The sequence below is a fragment of the Pseudomonas serbiensis genome (assembly GCF_030580745.1).
Taxonomy (GTDB): domain Bacteria; phylum Pseudomonadota; class Gammaproteobacteria; order Pseudomonadales; family Pseudomonadaceae; genus Aquipseudomonas; species Aquipseudomonas serbiensis.
This window is the reverse complement of the sequence record NZ_JAUQOO010000007.1, coordinates 51,051-69,839: the sequence shown is the minus strand read 5'-3', so window position 1 is coordinate 69,839 and position 18,789 is coordinate 51,051. Positions and strand designations below refer to the sequence as shown.

Here is an 18,789-nt window from a genome sequence, read left to right as displayed (position 1 = left end):
GGCATTTTGTCTGAGGGAGTTGGCGCTCGGGCGAGTGGCCGCAGATTTCAGGCCCCTCGCGAGCGCATCACCGTCCGGTTGGCGCCTATTTCATGAGCATTGCACACGCCGTCTTGTAAGCCTCATGCTGATACTTGTTCAACGTATCGTGCAGGGCGAAGTCGTGTTTCTTGTTCTGGGCGTTGATGGTCTGGGGGGATACGAGGATCACGTCGCAATCGGCCAGAAGCTGGAAGACGGTTTCGATCTTGAAGGTGGTCGGGCCACCGGCGAATTCGCCTTTCTTGCTGCGCTTCTTTATCGCGACATGGCTGATGCCGTTGGTCCGCACGAAACTGGCGATCTGCGCGGCGAAGGCTTTGACGTTGGCGGCCTCGTCGTCATCCTCCAGCGCGATCTTTCGGGTTGCCAGCGGCAAATGCGAGATGCCGCCGTTCTGACGGGTGGCCAGGGCGAAGATGGCTTCACTGCCTTTGATTTCTACACCACAAATAATCATGGGAATGCCTGGTGCCTTCGGTTCATATAAAGGAACAGGTTATCTCATCGCTGGCGTTATTCCTGCGCAATTGATTCCAGATATTCCGAGCGCTCGTCGCTCATGCGGGCAATGCAGTCGTTTTCGTTGATGTTGTAAGCCTTGCTGCCAGCGGCTGACGGGAAGACTTCGACCGCGCAATCGGCGTCGCGCAGCTTTTCCCAGGCTTGCTGGGCAGTCTTGAGTTTGCTGGTGAAGTCGTTGTATTGCGACTTGTTGGCGACAAATTGCGACTGGACGCGATTGAGGAGGTTCTGAAAGTTTTCCTTGAGCAGCTCTTCTGCGGTGTGCCGGCTGTAGACCGAGCATTCCAGCGTCTGGTTATCGTTGTCGACGCCATCACACGGCGTGCTGTCCGGGTCTTGAGCGGCTTGTGCGCCCGTCACGGCTGTCGCCATAAGGGCCAAGGTCAGGAAAATCGTTTTCATCTAGTGGCTCCGATCCATTGATGCAGTGAATTCTGGCCTAAGCGCGAGGCAAAGAACAGGTTTACGACGCAGGCTGGCAGCGTCCGATTGCCCTTTGTCGCTTCTTGACGCTTTCGGCAAACCCCCTGTCGTTTTTGCACCCGGCTCGCCTGACCCTCCGGCATATGCTGACCCCAATAGCGCCGACAGCCGATTCGGCGCGCAAGCACCTAAAAGGGGACAGCCTGATGAGCCCAGCCGAACTGCACGCCGACAGCATCGTTATTGACGGGCTGATTATTGCCAAATGGAATCGCGAGCTGTTTGAAGACATGCGCAAGGGCGGCCTGACCATGGCCAACTGCACAGTATCGGTGTGGGAGGGTTTCCAGGCCACGATCAACAGCATCTGCACCAGCCAGAAGCTGATGCGCGAAAACAGCGATCTGGTGATGCCGGTCCATACCACCGCCGACATCCGCAAGGCCAAGGAGCTGGGCAAGACCGGCATTCTGTTCGGCTTCCAGAATGCCCATGCCTACGAAGACCAGATCGGCTACGTCGAGATCTTCAAGAAGTTGGGCGTTGGCATCGTGCAGATGTGCTACAACACCCAGAATCTGGTGGGCACCGGCTGCTACGAGCGCGACGGTGGCCTGTCGGGTTTCGGTCGTGAGATCGTCGCTGAAATGAACCGTGTCGGCGTCATGTGCGACCTGTCTCACGTGGGCTCCAAGACTTCCGAAGAAGTCATCCTCGAATCGAAAAAACCGGTCTGCTATTCCCACTGTCTGCCGTCCGGGCTCAAGGAACATCCCCGCAACAAGTCCGATGCAGAACTGAAGTTCATCGCCGATCACGGCGGCTTTGTCGGTGTGACCATGTTTGCGCCGTTCCTGGCCAAGGGCATCGAGTCGACCATCGACGACTACGCCGAAGCCATCGAGTACACCATGAACATCGTCGGTGAAGACGCCATCGGTATTGGTACCGACTTCACCCAGGGTCATGGCCAGGACTTCTTTGAGTACCTGACTCACGACAAGGGCTATGCCCGTCGGCTGACCAACTTCGGAAAGATCATCAACCCGCTGGGCATCCGCACCGTAGGCGAATTCCCGAACCTGACCGAAACCCTGCTCAAGCGCGGCCATAGCGAGCGTGTCGTGCGCAAGATCATGGGTGAGAACTGGGTCAACGTCCTCCGAGACGTCTGGGGCGAATAACCGCCACCCACACCTTATTGAATTGATAACCCCGCTGCCCTGTGCGCAGTGGGCGTAACCCGAATTTCTGGAGTTTGACCCCATGGCTAAAATCGCCCCGCAACTGCCTATCGAAGTCGACAGCGAAACCGGCGTCTGGACCTCCGATGCATTGCCGATGCTCTATGTGCCGCGCCATTTTTTCGTCAATAACCATATGGGTATTGAAGAGGTGCTGGGTGCCGAGGCCTACGCTGAGATTCTCTACAAGGCCGGTTACAAATCTGCCTGGCACTGGTGCGAAAAAGAGGCCGAGTGCCATGGCATTGAAGGCGTTGCGGTGTTCGAGCACTACATGAATCGCCTGTCGCAGCGTGGCTGGGGGCTGTTCAAGATTCAGGATATCGATCTGGAAAAAGGCACCGCCAGCGTGAAGCTTGAGCACTCGGCGTTCGTGTATGTCTACGGCAAGGTCGGGCGCAAGGTCGATTACATGTTCACTGGCTGGTTCGCCGGAGCAATCGATCAGATCCTGGCCGCCAGCGGCAGCTCGATCCGTACCGTTGCCGAGCAGGTTTACGGCGGTTCGCAAGAAGGTCATGACGACGGTCTGTTTGTCGTCAAACCGTTGTAAGTCGAGGATCGTGTTATGGCTTTCGAAGCGATGTTCCAGCCGATCCAGATTGGCAAACTGACGATCCGCAACCGCGTCCTGAGTACCGCTCACGCCGAGGTCTATGCCACCGATGGCGGGATGACCACCGACCGCTACGTGAAGTACTACGAAGAGAAAGCCAAGGGCGGCATCGGCCTGGCGATCTGCGGCGGTTCTTCCAGTGTGGCCATCGACAGCCCGCAAGGCTGGTGGAAGTCGGTCAACCTGGCCACTGACAAGATCATCCCGCATTTCCAGAACCTTGCCGACGCCATGCACAAGCACGGCGCCAAGATCATGATCCAGATTACCCACATGGGGCGTCGCTCCCGCTGGGACGGCGATCACTGGCCGACCCTCATGTCGCCGTCCGGCATTCGTGAGCCGGTACACCGTGCGACCTGCAAGACCATCGAGCCGGAAGAAATCTGGCGGGTGATCGGCAACTACGCCAGTGCCGCGGCACGCGCCAAGGCCGGTGGCCTGGATGGCGTCGAGTTGTCCGCCGTACACCAGCACATGATCGACCAGTTCTGGAGCCCGCGCGTCAACAAGCGTACCGATGAGTGGGGCGGCAGTTTCGAGAACCGCATGCGGTTTGGCCTGGAAGTGATCAAGGCTGTACGCAAGGAAGTGGGGCCTGATTTCTGTGTGGGCATCCGTATCTGCGGCGACGAATTCCACCCTGATGGCCTGAGCCATGAGGACATGAAGGAAATCGCCAAATACTACGACGCCACCGGCATGATCGACTTCATCGGTGTCGTAGGTTCGGGCTGCGATACCCATAACACCCTGGCCAACGTTATCCCCAACATGAGTTATCCACCGGAGCCGTTCCTGCATCTTGCGGCCGGTATCAAGGAAGTGGTCAAGGCGCCTGTACTGCACGCGCAGAACATCAAGGACCCGAATCAGGCCACCCGGATTCTGGAAGGTGGCTATGTGGATATGGTCGGCATGACCCGCGCCCATATCGCCGACCCGCACCTGATTACCAAGATCAAGATGGGGCAGGTCGACCAGATCAAGCAGTGCGTCGGTGCCAACTACTGCATCGACCGCCAGTACCAAGGGCTGGATGTACTGTGCATCCAGAACGCCGCCACGTCCCGTGAGTACATGGGCGTGCCGCACATCATCGAGAAATCCGCCGGGCCGAAGCGCAAGGTGGTGATTGTCGGTGCCGGTCCTGCGGGTATGGAAGCCGCTCGCGTGTCTGCCGAACGTGGCCATGACGTCACGCTGTTCGAGAAGAAGGAATTCATCGGCGGGCAGATCACCACGGCGTCCAAGGCACCGCAACGTGACCAGATTGCCGGGATCACCCGCTGGTTCCAGCTGGAGCTGGCGCGCCTGAAAGTCGATCTGCGTCTGGGCACCGCTGCCGATGCGGCGACCATTCTCGACCTGCGCCCGGACATCGTGGTGCTGGCGGTGGGCGGTCATCCGTTTCTGGAGCAGAACGAGCATTGGGGCGCGGCCGAAGGGCTGGTGGTCAGCAGTTGGGACGTGCTGGATGGCAAGGTCGCGCCGGGCAAGAACGTGCTGGTCTACGACACCATCTGTGAGTTCACCGGCATGTCCGTGGCCGACTTCCTGGCCGACAAGGGCTCGCAGGTCGAGATCGTCACCGATGACATCAAACCCGGCGTCGCGATTGGCGGCACCTCGTTCCCGACCTACTACCGCAGCATGTACCCCAAGGAAGTGATCATGACCGGCGACATGATGCTGGAAAAGGTCTACCGCGAAGGCGACAAGCTGGTTGCCGTGCTGGAGAACGAATACACCGGCGCCAAAGAGGAACGGGTAGTCGACCAGATCGTCGTCGAAAACGGTGTGCGTCCGGACGAAGAGCTTTATTACGGGCTCAAGGAAGGTTCGCGCAACAAAGGCCAGATCGACATCGAGGCCCTGTTCGCCATCCAGCCGCAACCTTCGCTGAGCCAACCGGGTGACGGCTATCTGCTGTTCCGCATCGGCGACTGCGTGGCCCAGCGTAATACCCATGCAGCGATCTATGACGGATTGCGGTTGTGTAAGGATTTTTGAGGAAAGCTGCAAGCCATAAGCTGTAAGCAGCAAGAGAGGGCAGCGGATCTGCTGTGCTTTTACTTGTCGCTTACGGCTTGTGGCTTGCACCTCGCCAGAGGTTATTCTGATGTTGAGCACCATTCTCCCCCTCCTGTTCTTCGCTGCCCTGGCCCTTGCGGTGCTGGGGGCTTTGCGGCGGGTCAAAATGTGGCGCAATGGTCGGGCTTCCAAGGTCGATCTGCTGGGCGGGCTGCTGGCCATGCCCAAGCGTTATATGGTCGATCTGCACCATGTCGTTGCTCGGGACAAATACATTGCCAACACCCACGTCGCTACGGCCGGTGGGGCAGTGGCGTCTATCGTGCTGGCGATTCTGGTGCATGGTTTCGGCTTGCATAACCGCTTCCTGGGTTATGCCTTGCTGCTGATGTCGGCAGTGATGTTCGTGGGGGCGGTGTTTGTCTATCGTCGCCGGCTGAATCCGCCAGCGCGTCTGTCCAAAGGGCCGTGGATGCGTCTGCCGAAAAGCCTGATGGCGTTTTCTGCCAGCTTCTTTCTGGTGACCTTGCCGGTCGCGGGCATTCTGCCCGAGAACTTCGGTGGCTGGTTGCTGGCCGTGATTCTGGGTGTGGGCGTGCTGTGGGGCGTCAGCGAGCTGTTTTTCGGCATGACCTGGGGCGGGCCGATGAAGCACGCCTTCGCCGGTGCCTTGCACCTGGCCTGGCACCGGCGTGCCGAGCGCTTTGGTGGTGGTCGTTCCACCGGCCTGAAGCCGCTGGACCTTGCTGACCCGAGCGCACCGCTGGGTGTGGAAAAGCCCAAGGATTTCACCTGGAACCAGTTGCTGGGTTTTGACGCCTGTGTGCAGTGCGGCAAATGCGAAGCGGCTTGTCCGGCGTTTGCTGCCGGGCAGCCCTTGAACCCCAAGAAGCTGATTCAGGACATGGTGGTTGGCTTGGCGGGCGGCACCGATGCCAGATTTGCAGGCAGCCCGTATCCATCCCTCGACGGCAAGGGCAAGCCCATCGGCGAACATGGCGGCAATCCGCATCAGCCTATCGTCAACGGGCTGGTGGATGCCGAGACGCTATGGTCCTGCACCACTTGTCGGGCGTGCGTGGAAGAGTGCCCGATGATGATCGAGCACGTGGATGCCATCGTCGACATGCGCCGTCACCTGACCCTGGAAAAAGGCGCGACCCCCAACAAGGGCGCCGAAGTGCTGGATAACCTGATCGCCACCGATAACCCCGGTGGGTTCGCTCCGGGCGGGCGGATGAACTGGGCGGCGGACCTGAACCTTGACCTGCTCAGCGAGAAGAAAACCACCGACGTGCTGTTCTGGGTCGGTGATGGCGCGTTCGATATGCGCAACCAGCGCACGCTGCGCGCCTTCGTCAAAGTCCTGAAAGCCGCGAAGGTCGACTTCGCCGTGCTGGGCCTTGAAGAACGCGACAGTGGCGATGTGGCCCGTCGTCTGGGCGATGAAGCGACTTTCCAGATGCTTGCCCGACGCAATATCCAGACACTGGCCCGGTACAGCTTCAAACGCATCGTTACCTGCGACCCGCACAGCTTCCATGTGCTGAAAAACGAGTACGGCGCTTTTGGTGGCGACTACCTCGTGCAGCATCACAGCACTTATATGGCTGAGCTGCTTCAGGGCGGCGCCCTCAAGCTCGGTCAACACAAAGGCTCCAGCGTGACCTATCACGATCCATGCTATCTGGGCCGTTACAACGGCGAGTACGAAGCGCCGCGTGAGGTGTTGCGCGCCCTGGGCATCGAGGTCAAGGAAATGCAGCGCTCCGGCTTCCGCTCCCGCTGCTGCGGTGGCGGTGGCGGCGCGCCCATTACCGACATTCCCGGCAAGCAGCGCATTCCCGACATGCGTATGGAAGATATCCGCGAAACCGGTGCCGAACTGGTGGCAGTAGGTTGTCCACAATGCACGGCGATGCTTGAAGGTGTGGTCGAGCCGCGTCCGTTGATCAAGGACATTGCCGAGCTTGTGGCCGATGCCTTGATTGAAGAGCCGGTGGTCAGCAAGCCAGCGCCTGCCAGGCGTGAACCTGCGGAGGTGCATTGATGAGCGACATTATCCGCCGCGACCCGCGTGCAGAATGGATTGCCCGTAACCGTCTGCATCCCTTGCATGCGGCGATGCAGCCCGTACAAACGAGCTGGATGGGGCCCAACGGTCTGGTGCGCAAGAACGTGCATGGGCTGGGTTTTATCGGCCCCAACGGCATCAAGCGCATCGACCGCAGTGGCGCACAGCAGGGCGGTACGGCCAAGCGTTCGGCAGCCGTCGAAGTCAGCCTGCCGCTGCATCAAGTACCGGAGCCGGCTTTTTACATCACGGTTGTACCCGATATGGTCGGTGGCCGCCTGAGCAGTCACGACCGTGATCTATTGGGGATGGCTCACCAACTGGCTGGCGTCGATGGCGCTGTATTGGCGGTGGTGTTTGGTGAGCACAAGGAAAGCACTTTCGATACAGCGGGTGTCGATCGCCTGTTGGTGCTTGATGGTGATGAATTCAGCGGTTATTCACCCGAGCAGCGCGTGCAAGGGCTGCGGGCTGTGGATAACCAGTTCAACCCTCGGCACTGGCTGCTGCCTGACAGCCGCAGCGGCGGCGGGGAGTTGGGGCGGCGTTTTGCTGCCAGCCTGGGCGAGCGCCCGGCGACTCGTGTCTGGCAGGTCAAGGATGAGCAATGTATCGGGCGTGCCGGAGCGGGGCGTGAAGATCTGGCCCGCCCGCTGGCCCGTCTGATTCTGGCGGCTGCCGAGTGCGCCGAACCGGTCAGTGAAACCCGACATGAAGCGCTGCCAGTGGAGTTATCCACACCTGTGGCCCGCAGTCTGGCCCGCATTGAAGATCTCGGTGCTGTCGCGGTCGATCCGGCAGTTATCCCCATGGCCGAGGCGGAGTTCATCTTCTCGGGCGGCAATGGCGTCAAGGATTGGGACCTGTTCCATCGCACAGCGGCTGCCTTGGGCGCGACCGAGGGCGCATCCAGGGTCGCTGTGGACGACGGTTTCATGAGCCGGGATCGTCAGGTCGGTGCCAGCGGCACCTGGGTCACGGCACGGGTCTATGTGGCTGTGGGTATCTCGGGCGCGATCCAGCACCTGCAAGGCATCGGCGCCTGCGACAAGGTGATTGCGATCAATCTGGATGCCGGCTGCGACATGATCAAACGTGCTGATCTGTCGGTGATCGGTGAGAGCGCAGAACTCCTCAATGCCTTGATCGACGCGGTCGAGGCTTATCGCAATGAGGCAAAACGTGATGCGGCCTGAGCAAGCGAGTTCGTCTGTGGATAATTCTTCATTGAACAAGAGCGCATTGCAGGTCATGAGCCTGGTGTCCATCGGCTCCCATCCGGCTTCGGGACGCGCCCGCCGCGCCGAGCAGGATGCCCGCGCCGTGGAACTGGGTCTGCAACTGGCTGGGGATAACTTGCAGGTGTTGCATGCGGGCAATGCCCGGGAGCCGGTATTGCGGGCCTATATGGGCATGGGGCTGGATGAGTTGCAGGTGCTGGAGCAGCCAGAAGGCGCGGATGCATTGCCTGCGCTGACCGATTACATCCGCGATTCGGCGGTACAGATTGTCCTCACCGGCAGTCAGGCGGAAACCGGTGAAGGTTCGGGCATGCTGCCGTTTCTGCTGGCGGAAAGGCTTGGTTGGCCGCTGGTGGTGGGGCTGGCTCAGGTTGAGTCGCTGGACAACGGCGTGGCCCTTGTTCTGCAAGCCTTGCCGCGAGGCCAGCGGCGACGCCTGAAGGTTCGCCTGCCGTTTCTGGCCACTGTGGATAACGCCGCGCCCAAGCCACGTCAGAGCGCGTATGGCCCGGCGCAGCGTGGAGCCTTGGGTGTGGAGGAGGTGGAAGTGGTTGTGGATGAGTTACTCACAGCTCATGCCCTGCAACCGGCCAAACCTCGCCCAAAACGCCTGAAAGTGATCAAGGCCAAGAGCGGCGCCGATCGCATGAAAGCCGCAACCGCCAAGGCCAGCGGCGGCACCGGGCAAGTCCTCAAGGGCGTCAGCCCGCAAGAGGGTGCCGCAGCGATCCTCAAGCTGCTGGTCGAAGAAGGCGTCATCCGATAAAAACCGTAGGAGCGAATTCATTCGCGAATGAATTCGCTCCTACGCGGTTATCCACCGCAGTTACACACATTCCCTGTGCGCCCACCTGTGGATAACGTGTTCGCGGGTTGCTGAACCCCATGTAAACCGTGCCTTACAGGCCTCTGGTTGAAAAATGATCAACCTAACTTGCGGTTTTTACTGACTTTTCCATGTGGATAAACAATCCACCGATCATCACACGCTCAATCAATTGCCCACAATCTCTGTTGGCCTCTCTGTGGACAAGTTGTTCGTGATCTCCTGAGAGCCATATAAAACGTGGCTTACAAGCTTTCGTATAAAAAATGATCAATTGATCGTCAATCGGCATAAAGCTCGCTTTGAAGCCTTGCTGCATCACGTCTTGAGCAGTTTTCCACAGCCCATGGCCTCCAGATCCGAAGTTGCCCCCAAAGTCTGTTGGCGCTTCTGTGGATAAGGTGTTCGTGTTCCTTTACAGCCCATTGAATACAAGGCTTTCAAAGGTTTGGTCAAAAAATGATCAGATTGTCCCGCAATTGCAACAATTACTAAGTCTCGGTTTTTTCTGGATTTTCGAGAGCCGGGAAGATGACTTTCCCACAATTGCTGTGGGTTGCTCTGTGGATAAGTTGTTCGCTGACCCCGGAAGAGGGCGGCAGAGCTGGGCTGCGAGGGAGTTGGATGTTTTTTGATCAACACCCAACTCCGCCAGGGTTACTCGTGGTTGACCGCTACGCCTTTGAGGTATGGAGCCGGTTCTGCACCGAGGTTTTCCAGAACGCGGGAGCTGTACCAATCGATGAAGTTGACCACGCCGAACTCATAGGTCTTGGAGTACGGGCCTGGCTGGTAGGCGCTGGAGTTGATACCGCGCTGGTTCTCTTCGGCCAGGCGACGGTCCTGATCGTTGGTGGCGTCCCACACCTGACGCATGCGCTCCACGTCGTAATCGACGCCTTCCACGGCATCCTTGTGGACGATCCACTTGGTCGTGACCATGGTTTCCTGAGCGCTGATCGGCCATACCGTGAAAACGATGATGTGATCGCCCATGCAGTGGTTCCAGGAGTGAGGCAGGTGCAGGATGCGCATCGAGCCCAGATCCGGGTTCTGGATACGGCCCATGAGCTTCTTGCAGCCGACCTTGCCATCCATGGTCATGGACACAGTGCCCTTGAGCAGCGGCATGCGCACTATGCGGTTGCGCAGGCCAAAGCTGGCGTGTGCGTAGGGAATCTTCTCGGCGTCCCAGGCTGCGGCGGAGGCGGCCACATGGTCCTTGAAGGTCTGATCGGCACGCGGGTCGGTGACGTCGTCCCATTCCAGCAGGGTTTTCAACAGCTCCGGGTGTGAGCCGTTGCAGTGATAGCACTCGCGGTTGTTTTCGATCACCAGCTTCCAGTTGGCCTTTTCCATCAAGGTGGTCTGTACCGCCACCTTGGTGTTTTCCATGTCGTAGGGTTCCATGTAGTGCTTGAGCGTGGCCAGGAACTCATCGATGGCGGGTGGATTCTCCGCCAGGCTGATGAAGATATAGCCGCCTGCGGTCTTGACGTTCACGGGCTTGAGGCTGAAGTTCTTCATGTCGAAGTCGTCGCCCATCTCGGTACCCGCGTACAGCAGGCGTCCGTCCAGCTCGTACGTCCACTGGTGGTAAGGGCAGACCAGCTTGGCGACCTTGCCTTTCTCGCCGGTACACAGGCGTGAGCCGCGGTGACGGCAGACATTGTGGAATGCATTTACGCTGCCGTCCGGGGCGCGCACGACGAGGATCGGGTTCTTGCCGATCTGCAACGTCAGGTAGTTGCCCTTGGCCGGGATTTCGCACGTCATCCCCGCAATCAGCCATTCTTTGTGAAAGATTTCCTGCATGTCGATTTCAAACAGTCGGTCATCACTGTAGAAAGGCTGCGGCAGCGAATAGGTGCGTTCGCGATTCTGCAGCATCTCGGCAGTGGCCTTGCGTGCTGGTTCCAGTGGGTCGCCAAGGCTCAAGGTTGCGGTGATGTCCATTTTTCAAGTTCCCTCATGACCGCATCTATGGCGGCCTGCGAATGTGGCTAATACGGTTCTTTGCAGCACTGCACGCAAGACGATTCGGGATCGCTCATGCTTGTGAATTCTTTCGTGGCTGTTCCGGAGTGTGGAGCTGGGCGCGGACTGAACCTTATCCATGGGCGACATGGCCGAATCCGTTCCCGACTAGGGAAGCCACGGTCTATGGGGGCTGGTCGCCGTAAGTACGTGAATGTCGTTGATAGGTAAATGCGCCTCCTGCGCGTTACGCAGAATCCCCATCATAAAAGGCCGACAGTCGGTCGTGGAGATCAAGTATGTCCCAGAGCTTTCTCAACCCGGTAACCACCCAGACATGGGCCAATGGCCGCCATCTTGTGCGCGTCGTCAAGGTGATCCAGGAAACCTGGGATGTGCGGACCTTCTGCTTCATGGCCGACCAGCCGATCCTGTTCTTTTTCAAGCCGGGCCAGTTCGTTACCCTGGAGCTGGAAATCGATGGCCTGCCCATCATGCGCTCATACACCATTTCCAGCTCGCCGTCGGTGCCGTACAGTTTCTCCATCACCGTCAAGCGCGTGCCGGGCGGCAAGGTTTCCAATTACCTGCACGATACGCTGCATGAAGGCCAGGAGCTGGCGGTACACGGGCCGGTCGGGTTGTTCAATGCCATCGACTTCCCGAACCCGAAGATTCTCTACCTGAGCGGTGGCGTCGGCATCACCCCGGTCATGTCCATGGCCCGCTGGTTCTACGACACCAACGCCAATGTCGACATGGTGTTCGTACACAGCGCCCGCTCACCCAAGGACATCATCTATCACCGCGAGCTGGAACACATGGCTTCGCGGATCGATAACTTCAGTCTGCACCTGATCTGTGAGAAGCACGGCCTCGGCGAGCCATGGGCCGGTTATCGCGGTTACCTGAACCAGAGAATGCTGGAGCTGATGGCGCCGGACTACAAGGATCGCGAGGTGTTCTGTTGTGGGCCGACGCCGTACATGAGTGCGGTCAAGCGCATGTTGCAGGAAAGCGGCTTCAACATGGCGCAGTACCATGAAGAGTCGTTTGGCGCGACGCCACCGGAAGTCCGCGCCGAGGCCGTGGAACATGCCGAGATCGCTGCGGATGCGCCGGATATCGATCTGGCTGACCTGCATCAGGTTGAGTTCACCGACACCGGCAAGAGTATCCGCGTCGCGCCGGGCGAAACCGTCCATGCAGCGGCTTCCAAGCTGGGCCTGATGATTCCCAAGGCCTGCGGCATGGGCATCTGCGGAACCTGCAAGGTCATGAAACTCAGTGGCGAAGTAGAGATGGAGCACAATGGCGGGATTACCGACGAGGATGTCGAAGAAGGTTACATCCTGTCGTGCTGTAGCGTGCCCAAGGGGGATGTGCGGATCGAGTATTGATTCCACAGAGGGCGCATCGAGCATGCGCCCGGTTTCTTTCCTGCTTTAGCCGTGATTCTGTTTATAGGTCGCCAGTGCTGGCAGCAATTGCTGATCGATGGCCTGACGTACCGCTGGCAATATGGTTGCACTGCCGGTCAGCAATTGTTCGACCAGACGCCGCAAGGCTGTTGCGCGTTCATCGGTCAGGCCACACACCGCTTGCGTACAGGCCTGCTCGGCTGTTGCGCCACTGGGCATCTCAAACCCCAGTGCCCTGAGCTGGCTCAGCAAGTCTTCTTGATCAATCAAATCCGCATGCATCATGACGAGTGTTCCTTTGATCGGGTAAGGCCTCGATTCTGGTAGTGCGCTGCTGCCGCATCAACCCCGCTTGCAGTGAATGGCTCGATTACCTACGAGCATGTCGTTTTCAGTCAGGTTCTATCAGAGGAAAGTCGATCAATGGTCGGTTTTTTTCGTTTCACCTGTCATTTCTGACAGTACCCAACTTATCGCCTTGGGTATTCAATAATCCCCTGTTATTTCTGGCTAAAAAGGAGGGCTCGACTGGGTAATGACTCATCCAGTGAAGCACATGATTGATTGGCTAATGCTTGACGCTTTAAAGGCAGCACCTGTTTTCTCGAATGATGGTCTGAACAGGCCAAGGGATTGGTGGGTTAAATGCAAAGAAAAATATTTCCAGGCACGGTTTTTCCAAGCCAAAGAACAGAGTTTCCCTTTCCGCTATCACCTCCGCATGAGGCAAGACTTCTTGCCAGTATTCCTTTGAGTTTCGCACCCAAGGAGATAGATGTAAGCCCTGATGACACGATGCTTTTTGTCTCTCATGAAGACGGGAGTCGGGTCAGTTTTATTGATATTGACAGCCGTGAAGTTGTATCCAGCCTGCAGAGAGGCTGTGTGGGCGATGTGGCTGTCAGCCCGGATGGACGCAAGCTCTATGTGGCCGGGGAAGATGAATGCTCTGTCATTGATATCCAGCGCAACAAGCTCGTCGCTATCCTCGATTCGGAGGGGGTCGATAGAATTGCGGCCAGCCCGGACGGGAGTTTTATATGCTTGTCTTTCCGTTACGCGCCGGGCGGTCTTATCCGCATGGTGGATGCCGTTGATTACAATGCCGAGAGTAATTTTGACCTGGGCAGAATGTCGAATGCGGCTCTGGTCATGGCAGTCAGCCCGGATGGGCACTACATCTATGCTTCAGAACTTGCCGATGATCCCGACAGTGCCGTAGCGATGATTGATACACGGGATTATTCGCAAGTGGATATTCCAGGTTTCAGAAATCCCTGCTCCATGGCAGTCAGTTCGGATGGCAGACAGCTTTATGTCGGCGGTTTTGATGAGATGTTTGTGACGGACACGGCAACTCACAAGATCCTGTACACACTGGAGTTTGGTTCACGGGGTTACCCGGTCAATATCATCGGGGGAACAGCGGATGATAAGTATGTGTACGCCATTCATTCCTGTAATTTTGATTTGTATAGAGTCGATACGGCGGAGAAAACAGCGACGCGCATCGACTTCTTTCACTCTGTAGGGGACGCTGTCTTGAACCGTCAGGGTAATCGTCTCTATACCACTCATCCTGACAGGAAGTGGATTTCCATTTATGCCTTGTAGTGTGGCAATGCTGGATCTTGTAAAGCGCAACTTACCGGAAGGGTGATTAAAGCCATTCACCCTTACCCTTGAAAGCACTGTCTTGTTCCCGCCCGAGTTTTGCTAAACTGCGCAGCCTTCCAGGAGCTGCCATGAATTACCGTCACGCCTTCCACGCTGGCAACCATGCCGATGTGTTCAAACACCTGACCCTGACTCGCTTGATCGCCCTCATGGCGCGCAAGGAGCAACCTTTCGCCTACCTCGACACCCACGCGGGGCTGGGGCTTTACGATCTCAAGGGCGATCAGGCCACCCGCACCGGTGAATGGCTGGAAGGTATCGGGCGCCTGTGGAACGCGCCGGACCTGCCTGCGCTGGCCGCCGATTACCTGCAAGTGCTGCACGACATGAACCCCGATGGCGAACTGCGCTATTACCCCGGATCACCGGAACTGGCCCGTCGCCTGACCCGTGAACGTGAGCGCGTGCTGCTCAACGAGAAGCACCCTCAGGACGGGCAGTTGCTCAAGGAAAACATGAAGGGTGATCGTCGGGTTGCCGTACATCTGGGTGAAGGCTGGCATGTTCCGCGAGCCTTGCTGCCGGTTGCCGAAAAGCGTGCGGTGATGCTGATTGACCCGCCTTTCGAGCAGCTTGATGAGATGAAACGCTGTGCGGTCGCCCTCAAGGAAGCCATCGGCCGCATGCGCCAGACCGTTGCTGCGATCTGGTATCCCGTCAAGGACCAGCGCCAGCTCAAGCGCTTCTACCAGGACCTGGCCGAAACCGGCGCGCCGAAGCTCCTGCGCGTCGAGTTGTATGTTCACCCATTGGACACCCCCGCAAGCCTAAACGGCTCAGGTCTCGCCATCGCCAACCCGCCTTGGGGGCTTGAAGAGGAACTGCGCGAACTGATGCCTTACCTGGCCGCGAAACTGGGACAGACCCAGGGTGGCTGGAAGATGGATTGGTTGATAGCGGAATAGGGGGGAGCTGCAAGCTATAAGCGGCAAGCTTCAAGCGCGTCTTTCGCGAATGAATTCGCTCCTACGGTAGGAGCGAATTTATTCGCGAAGCTTCATCATGCCGGCAAACAGACGCCTGTCCCGCCCAGCCCGCAATAACCCTGCGGGTTTTTTGCCAGGTATTGCTGGTGGTACGCCTCGGCGTAGTAGAAGGTCGGAGCCTGGTCGATTTCGGTGGTGATCTCGCCCAGCCCGGCTTTGCTCAACTCGGCCTGGAAGGCTTTTTCGCTGGCTTTGGCTGCATCGAGCTGTTCTGGCTTGGTGCAGTAGATCACCGAACGGTACTGAGTGCCGATATCGTTGCCCTGACGCATGCCCTGGGTCGGGTTGTGCGCTTCCCAGAATATCTTGAGCAGCGATTCGTAGCTGATCTCCTCTGGCTCATACACCACCAGAACCACTTCGCTATGGCCGGTCAGGCCCGAGCAGACTTCTTCATAGGTAGGGTTTGGTGTCATGCCGCCTGCATAGCCCACAGCGGTGCTGACCACGCCAGGTTGTTGCCAGAGGCGTCGTTCCGCGCCCCAGAAGCAACCCATGCCGAAGATCGCGAATTCAACCGTGCCCGAGAATGGCCCCAGCAATGGGTTGCCGTTGACGAAGTGCTGTTCTGGAACGGCGATAGGTGTTTCACGGCCTGGCAGTGCTTGCTGGGCGGTAGGGAGTACATTTTTGTTCACTAGAATTTCCGAGCGAAGAGTCATGAACCATATCCTCTCGATAAGTGAAAACAGATTAGAGGGATAAACAGTCCGACAGTGTGCCCGAGAGTCCGGTGTACAGGGAAGGGGGGTCAGGCCGACGGTCGGCGCGGGTAGCGTTGCAGTTTTTCGATCAGTTCTTCGCCGGGGATCGGCTTGTCGAACAGATAGCCCTGGCCCACGTCGCAGCGATGGCGGCGCAGAAACTTCAATTGAGCAGCGGTTTCTATGCCTTCGGCCACGACTTTGAGCTTGAGGTTGTGGGCCATGGCGATCACCGCCGAGGTGATTTCCATGTCGTCCTCGTCATCCGGAATATCGCGGATGAAACTGCGGTCGATCTTGATCACATCGATGGGGAATTTCTTCAGGTAACTGAAGGACGAATAGCCTGTACCGAAGTCATCCATCGCCAGCGACAGGCCCAGTTTTTTCAGCGAGTCGAGTTGTTGGCGAGTGTCTTCGGTGGCTTCCAGCAGCAGGCCTTCGGTCAGTTCCAGTTCCAGCAGAGAAGCATCGAGTGCTTCTTCTTCAAGAATCGAGGCGATGGAAGACACCAGGTCCGGGTCGGAGAACTGCTTGGGCGAGACATTGATCGCCACCTGCAAGTTACCGAATCCGGCAGCAGTCAGCGCCTTGCTCATGCGGCAGGACTGGCGTGCCACCCACTTGCCGATTGGAATGATCAGGCCGGTTTCTTCGGCAACGCTGATGAACTGGTCCGGCCGGATCATGCCCTTTTCCGGGTGGTTCCAGCGCAACAGGGCTTCCATGCCCAGCAGGCGACCGCTGCGCAGGCACAGTTTGGGCTGGTAGAAGACTTCGAGTTCATTCTGGGTCAGGGCTCGACGCAGGTTGTTCTCGACGAACAGTTTGTAACTGGCTTCGGCGTTGAGCGCTTCGGTGAAGACCTGAACCTGATGCTTGCCGTTGGCTTTGGCCTTGTGCAGCGCCAGACCGGCGTTTTTCATCAGGGTCTGCGGGTCCCGGCCATGCAGCGGCGCGCAGGCCAGGCCGACTGAACCGGTGACGCTGATGAGCTGGTTATCGACGAACATCGGTTTGTCCAGAGTCGCCAGCACCTGACTGGCAACGTTCTGCCCGGCTTCAAGCCCGCTCTGGTCGAGCAGCACGGCAAACTCGTTACTGGCAAACCGCGCCAGTATATCGGACGGGCTGAGGGTATTGCGCAGGCGGCGAGCCAGGCTGATCAGCAGCTTGTCGCCCGTCTGATGGCCCAGGCTGTCGTTGATTCGCTTGAAGTTGTCGATATCCACCAGCAACAGGCTCATGGGCGTATCGCTGTCTCTGGCGAAGCGCTCATCCAGATTGCGGATGAAGGCTGGCCGGTTGCCCAGGTTAGTCAGGTTGTCGGTGTAAGCCAGGCGCTCGATGCGCTGCTGCGCGAGTTTGCTCTGGGTGATGTCTTCGTAAATGCCGATGTAGTGCGTCAACTCGCGGTTGTCGCCATAGACCTTGGAAATCGACAACTGGCCCCAGTAGGGTTCCAGGTTCTTGCGACGGCTCTTGAACTCGCCTTGCCAGCTGTTGCTTTTGGTCAGGCTGGAGTTGGCGTCGAGCAGCAATGCATTGAGGTTTTCCAGCGCCGGCAGTTCCGACAGCTTGTGGCCGTGAACTTCTTCGGAACTGTACTGGGTGATGGCCGTGAAGCTTGGGTTGACGTACTCGACCACGCCGTCGCAGTTGACCAGCAGGAAGGCGTTGGCGCTTTGCTCGACGGCACGCTGGAACAGGTACAGCGCGTTGGTTGCGGCACGTCGGCTGTGGTTGTTGATGACTTGCGCGAACTGGTCGGCCAGCTCGCCGGCAAAGGTTATTTCGTCAGGTTGCCACTCTCGGGTCGAGCCGGTCTGCTCAAGGCACAGAACACCGACGACCTGGCCATCGATGCGGATACTGGCGTCCAGGATGGCATTGATGCCTTGTGGCAAGAGAGTGTCGGCGATCTCGCGAGTGCGTGGATCGTTCTGCACGTTGCTGACATCGATTGCCCGGCTGTTGTGCAAGGCGTCCAGATAATTGGGGTACTGACTGATATCAAGTGGTTTTCGCACCTGATAATCGCAGCTTTGCCGGTGATAGTCGGCAATCGACTCCATACGCTGCTCGTGGAGGCTCCAGATACCGACACGGTCGACATCGTAGATATCACAGGCGCTTTTGGTGATCAGTTCTGCGGCTTCAAGCACCGAGTTGGCAGTGTTGTAGCGATGGCGTGTCAGGCGCAGGATCAGCTCTTGCTGAGCGCGGACACGCTCCAGATGAGCGAGCTGGTCACGCTGCGCACGCTGATTGAGTTCCAGAGCAATCTGCAGGCGTGAGTTCTGGGTTTCCAGATCCGGGCCGAACGTCTGTTCACTTTCGGCAAGCAGCCCTTCGACGACCAGGAAATACCCGCGCAGCAGATGACGATTGTGTTGTTTGTAGGCTTCACCGATTTCCAGAAGACCCAGCGGGCCTTTGGGGGTGTGCAGCGTATAGCGGACCAGATAAAACGGAGCGGATGCCAGTTGTAGCTGGATCTCGTCATGCAGCTGATAGCGCGCCTCCGGCTCCATCAGGCTGGCGTAGGGCGAACCGATCAGGGCGCAGAGTTCCACGGCAGGCAGGCCGAACTGTTTTTCGCAGTTAGGATCGAGAAACAGCAGCGCCCAATTGGCTTCATTAAGCCGCTCGAAACGCAGCATGCCCAGGCGCGAAGGCACCGGCAATTGCGTTACTACCTCGGCTGCCGTTCTGCCGGCAGCATCGGTTTGGCTTTTCATGAACAAACTCGCTTCCGGAATACTGATCGCGTGAGGGCATTGGCCCTTGTCACTTTCGCGTACAGCAAGGTTGCATCATGCAGCGCGGGCTTACAAGAGAGCGCGGTGGCTTAGTGCTATAAAAGTGTCGGTCGGTTGACCTGGCTCGGTAATACAGACGGTCAGTTCAGAAAACGGGGGCTTTGCCGAGGTATATAACCGGGACAACAGGCAAAAAAAGCCCCGCTTGAACAGACTGTTGAAGGCGGGGTGAGGTTCGAG

The 18,789-nt window shown here is 58.2% G+C and carries 16 protein-coding genes; 9 read left to right on the top strand and 7 right to left on the bottom strand.

The genetic code is table 11. The features are described 5' to 3' along the window. Positions 1-85: 85 nt before the first annotated feature. Together Q6A51_RS11115 and Q6A51_RS11110 are read right to left on the bottom strand one after the other, a co-directional pair. The gene (locus Q6A51_RS11115; RefSeq protein WP_201018239.1) at positions 86-499 is read right to left on the bottom strand and encodes a DUF3010 family protein; all 414 of its coding nucleotides are present in this window, start codon (positions 497-499) and stop codon (positions 86-88) included. A 56-nt stretch (positions 500-555) separates the two neighbouring features. Beyond that, on the bottom strand, positions 556-966 hold the full coding sequence (locus Q6A51_RS11110) for a lysozyme inhibitor LprI family protein (protein WP_201018238.1): 411 nt from the start codon (positions 964-966) through the stop codon (positions 556-558). Between the two features lie 227 nt (positions 967-1,193). Here Q6A51_RS11110 and Q6A51_RS11105 point away from each other — a divergent pair, with 227 nt between their 5' ends. From Q6A51_RS11105 to etfB, 6 genes are all read left to right on the top strand, one after another. After that, positions 1,194-2,171 (top strand): dipeptidase, encoded by a 978-nt coding sequence (locus Q6A51_RS11105; protein WP_117181710.1) that lies wholly within the window; start codon positions 1,194-1,196, stop codon positions 2,169-2,171. Positions 2,172-2,253: 82 nt separating this feature from the next. Next, positions 2,254-2,784, top strand: coding sequence for a DUF5943 domain-containing protein (locus Q6A51_RS11100; RefSeq protein ID WP_304574810.1), 531 nt, complete (start codon positions 2,254-2,256; stop codon positions 2,782-2,784). 15 nt (positions 2,785-2,799) lie between these two features. Next, on the top strand, positions 2,800-4,860 hold the full coding sequence (gene dgcA, locus Q6A51_RS11095) for a dimethylglycine demethylation protein DgcA (protein WP_304574809.1): 2,061 nt from the start codon (positions 2,800-2,802) through the stop codon (positions 4,858-4,860). Positions 4,861-4,969: 109 nt separating this feature from the next. Then, positions 4,970-6,931 (top strand): dimethylglycine demethylation protein DgcB, encoded by a 1,962-nt coding sequence (gene dgcB / locus Q6A51_RS11090; RefSeq protein WP_304574808.1) that lies wholly within the window; start codon positions 4,970-4,972, stop codon positions 6,929-6,931. Next, the gene (gene etfA / locus Q6A51_RS11085) at positions 6,931-8,151 is read left to right on the top strand and encodes an electron transfer flavoprotein subunit alpha (RefSeq protein WP_304574807.1); all 1,221 of its coding nucleotides are present in this window, start codon (positions 6,931-6,933) and stop codon (positions 8,149-8,151) included. Before dgcB ends, etfA begins: the two co-directional genes overlap by 1 nt. Beyond that, positions 8,141-8,962: an electron transfer flavoprotein subunit beta gene (gene etfB, locus Q6A51_RS11080; RefSeq protein ID WP_304574806.1), complete on the top strand. Its 822-nt coding sequence runs from the start codon at positions 8,141-8,143 to the stop codon at positions 8,960-8,962. The genes etfA and etfB overlap by 11 nt, the downstream gene beginning before the upstream one ends. Positions 8,963-9,340: 378 nt before the next feature. Here the strand turns inward: etfB and Q6A51_RS11075 are convergent, their stop codons facing one another. Both Q6A51_RS11075 and gbcA read right to left on the bottom strand, forming a co-directional pair. Next, the gene (locus Q6A51_RS11075) at positions 9,341-9,661 is read right to left on the bottom strand and encodes a hypothetical protein (protein WP_304574805.1); all 321 of its coding nucleotides are present in this window, start codon (positions 9,659-9,661) and stop codon (positions 9,341-9,343) included. 18 nt (positions 9,662-9,679) lie between these two features. Further along, complete coding sequence (gene gbcA / locus Q6A51_RS11070; protein WP_201018232.1) at positions 9,680-10,978, bottom strand: glycine-betaine demethylase subunit GbcA; 1,299 nt, start codon at positions 10,976-10,978, stop codon at positions 9,680-9,682. 320 nt (positions 10,979-11,298) lie between these two features. Between gbcA and gbcB the strand changes: the two genes are divergently transcribed. After that, entirely contained in the window at positions 11,299-12,399 is a 1,101-nt protein-coding gene (gene gbcB, locus Q6A51_RS11065) for a glycine-betaine demethylase subunit GbcB (RefSeq protein ID WP_201018231.1), read from the top strand. 45 nt (positions 12,400-12,444) lie between these two features. Here the strand turns inward: gbcB and Q6A51_RS11060 are convergent, their stop codons facing one another. Beyond that, positions 12,445-12,705, bottom strand: coding sequence for a hypothetical protein (locus tag Q6A51_RS11060; protein WP_095067247.1), 261 nt, complete (start codon positions 12,703-12,705; stop codon positions 12,445-12,447). A 360-nt stretch (positions 12,706-13,065) separates the two neighbouring features. Between Q6A51_RS11060 and Q6A51_RS11055 the strand changes: the two genes are divergently transcribed. After that, positions 13,066-14,034 carry a WD40 repeat domain-containing protein gene (locus tag Q6A51_RS11055; RefSeq protein ID WP_304574804.1) on the top strand — a complete coding sequence of 323 codons (969 nt, stop codon included), beginning with the start codon at positions 13,066-13,068 and terminating at the stop codon, positions 14,032-14,034. A 131-nt stretch (positions 14,035-14,165) separates the two neighbouring features. Further along, complete coding sequence (locus Q6A51_RS11050; RefSeq protein WP_201018230.1) at positions 14,166-15,002, top strand: 23S rRNA (adenine(2030)-N(6))-methyltransferase RlmJ; 837 nt, start codon at positions 14,166-14,168, stop codon at positions 15,000-15,002. Between the two features lie 95 nt (positions 15,003-15,097). Here Q6A51_RS11050 and msrA read toward each other — a convergent pair whose 3' ends face one another. Both msrA and Q6A51_RS11040 read right to left on the bottom strand, forming a co-directional pair. Then, on the bottom strand, positions 15,098-15,745 hold the full coding sequence (msrA, locus tag Q6A51_RS11045; protein WP_304574803.1) for a peptide-methionine (S)-S-oxide reductase MsrA: 648 nt from the start codon (positions 15,743-15,745) through the stop codon (positions 15,098-15,100). A gap of 89 nt (positions 15,746-15,834) precedes the next feature. Next, positions 15,835-18,528 carry a sensor domain-containing phosphodiesterase gene (locus Q6A51_RS11040; RefSeq protein WP_201001700.1) on the bottom strand — a complete coding sequence of 898 codons (2,694 nt, stop codon included), beginning with the start codon at positions 18,526-18,528 and terminating at the stop codon, positions 15,835-15,837. Positions 18,529-18,789: the final 261 nt, after the last annotated feature.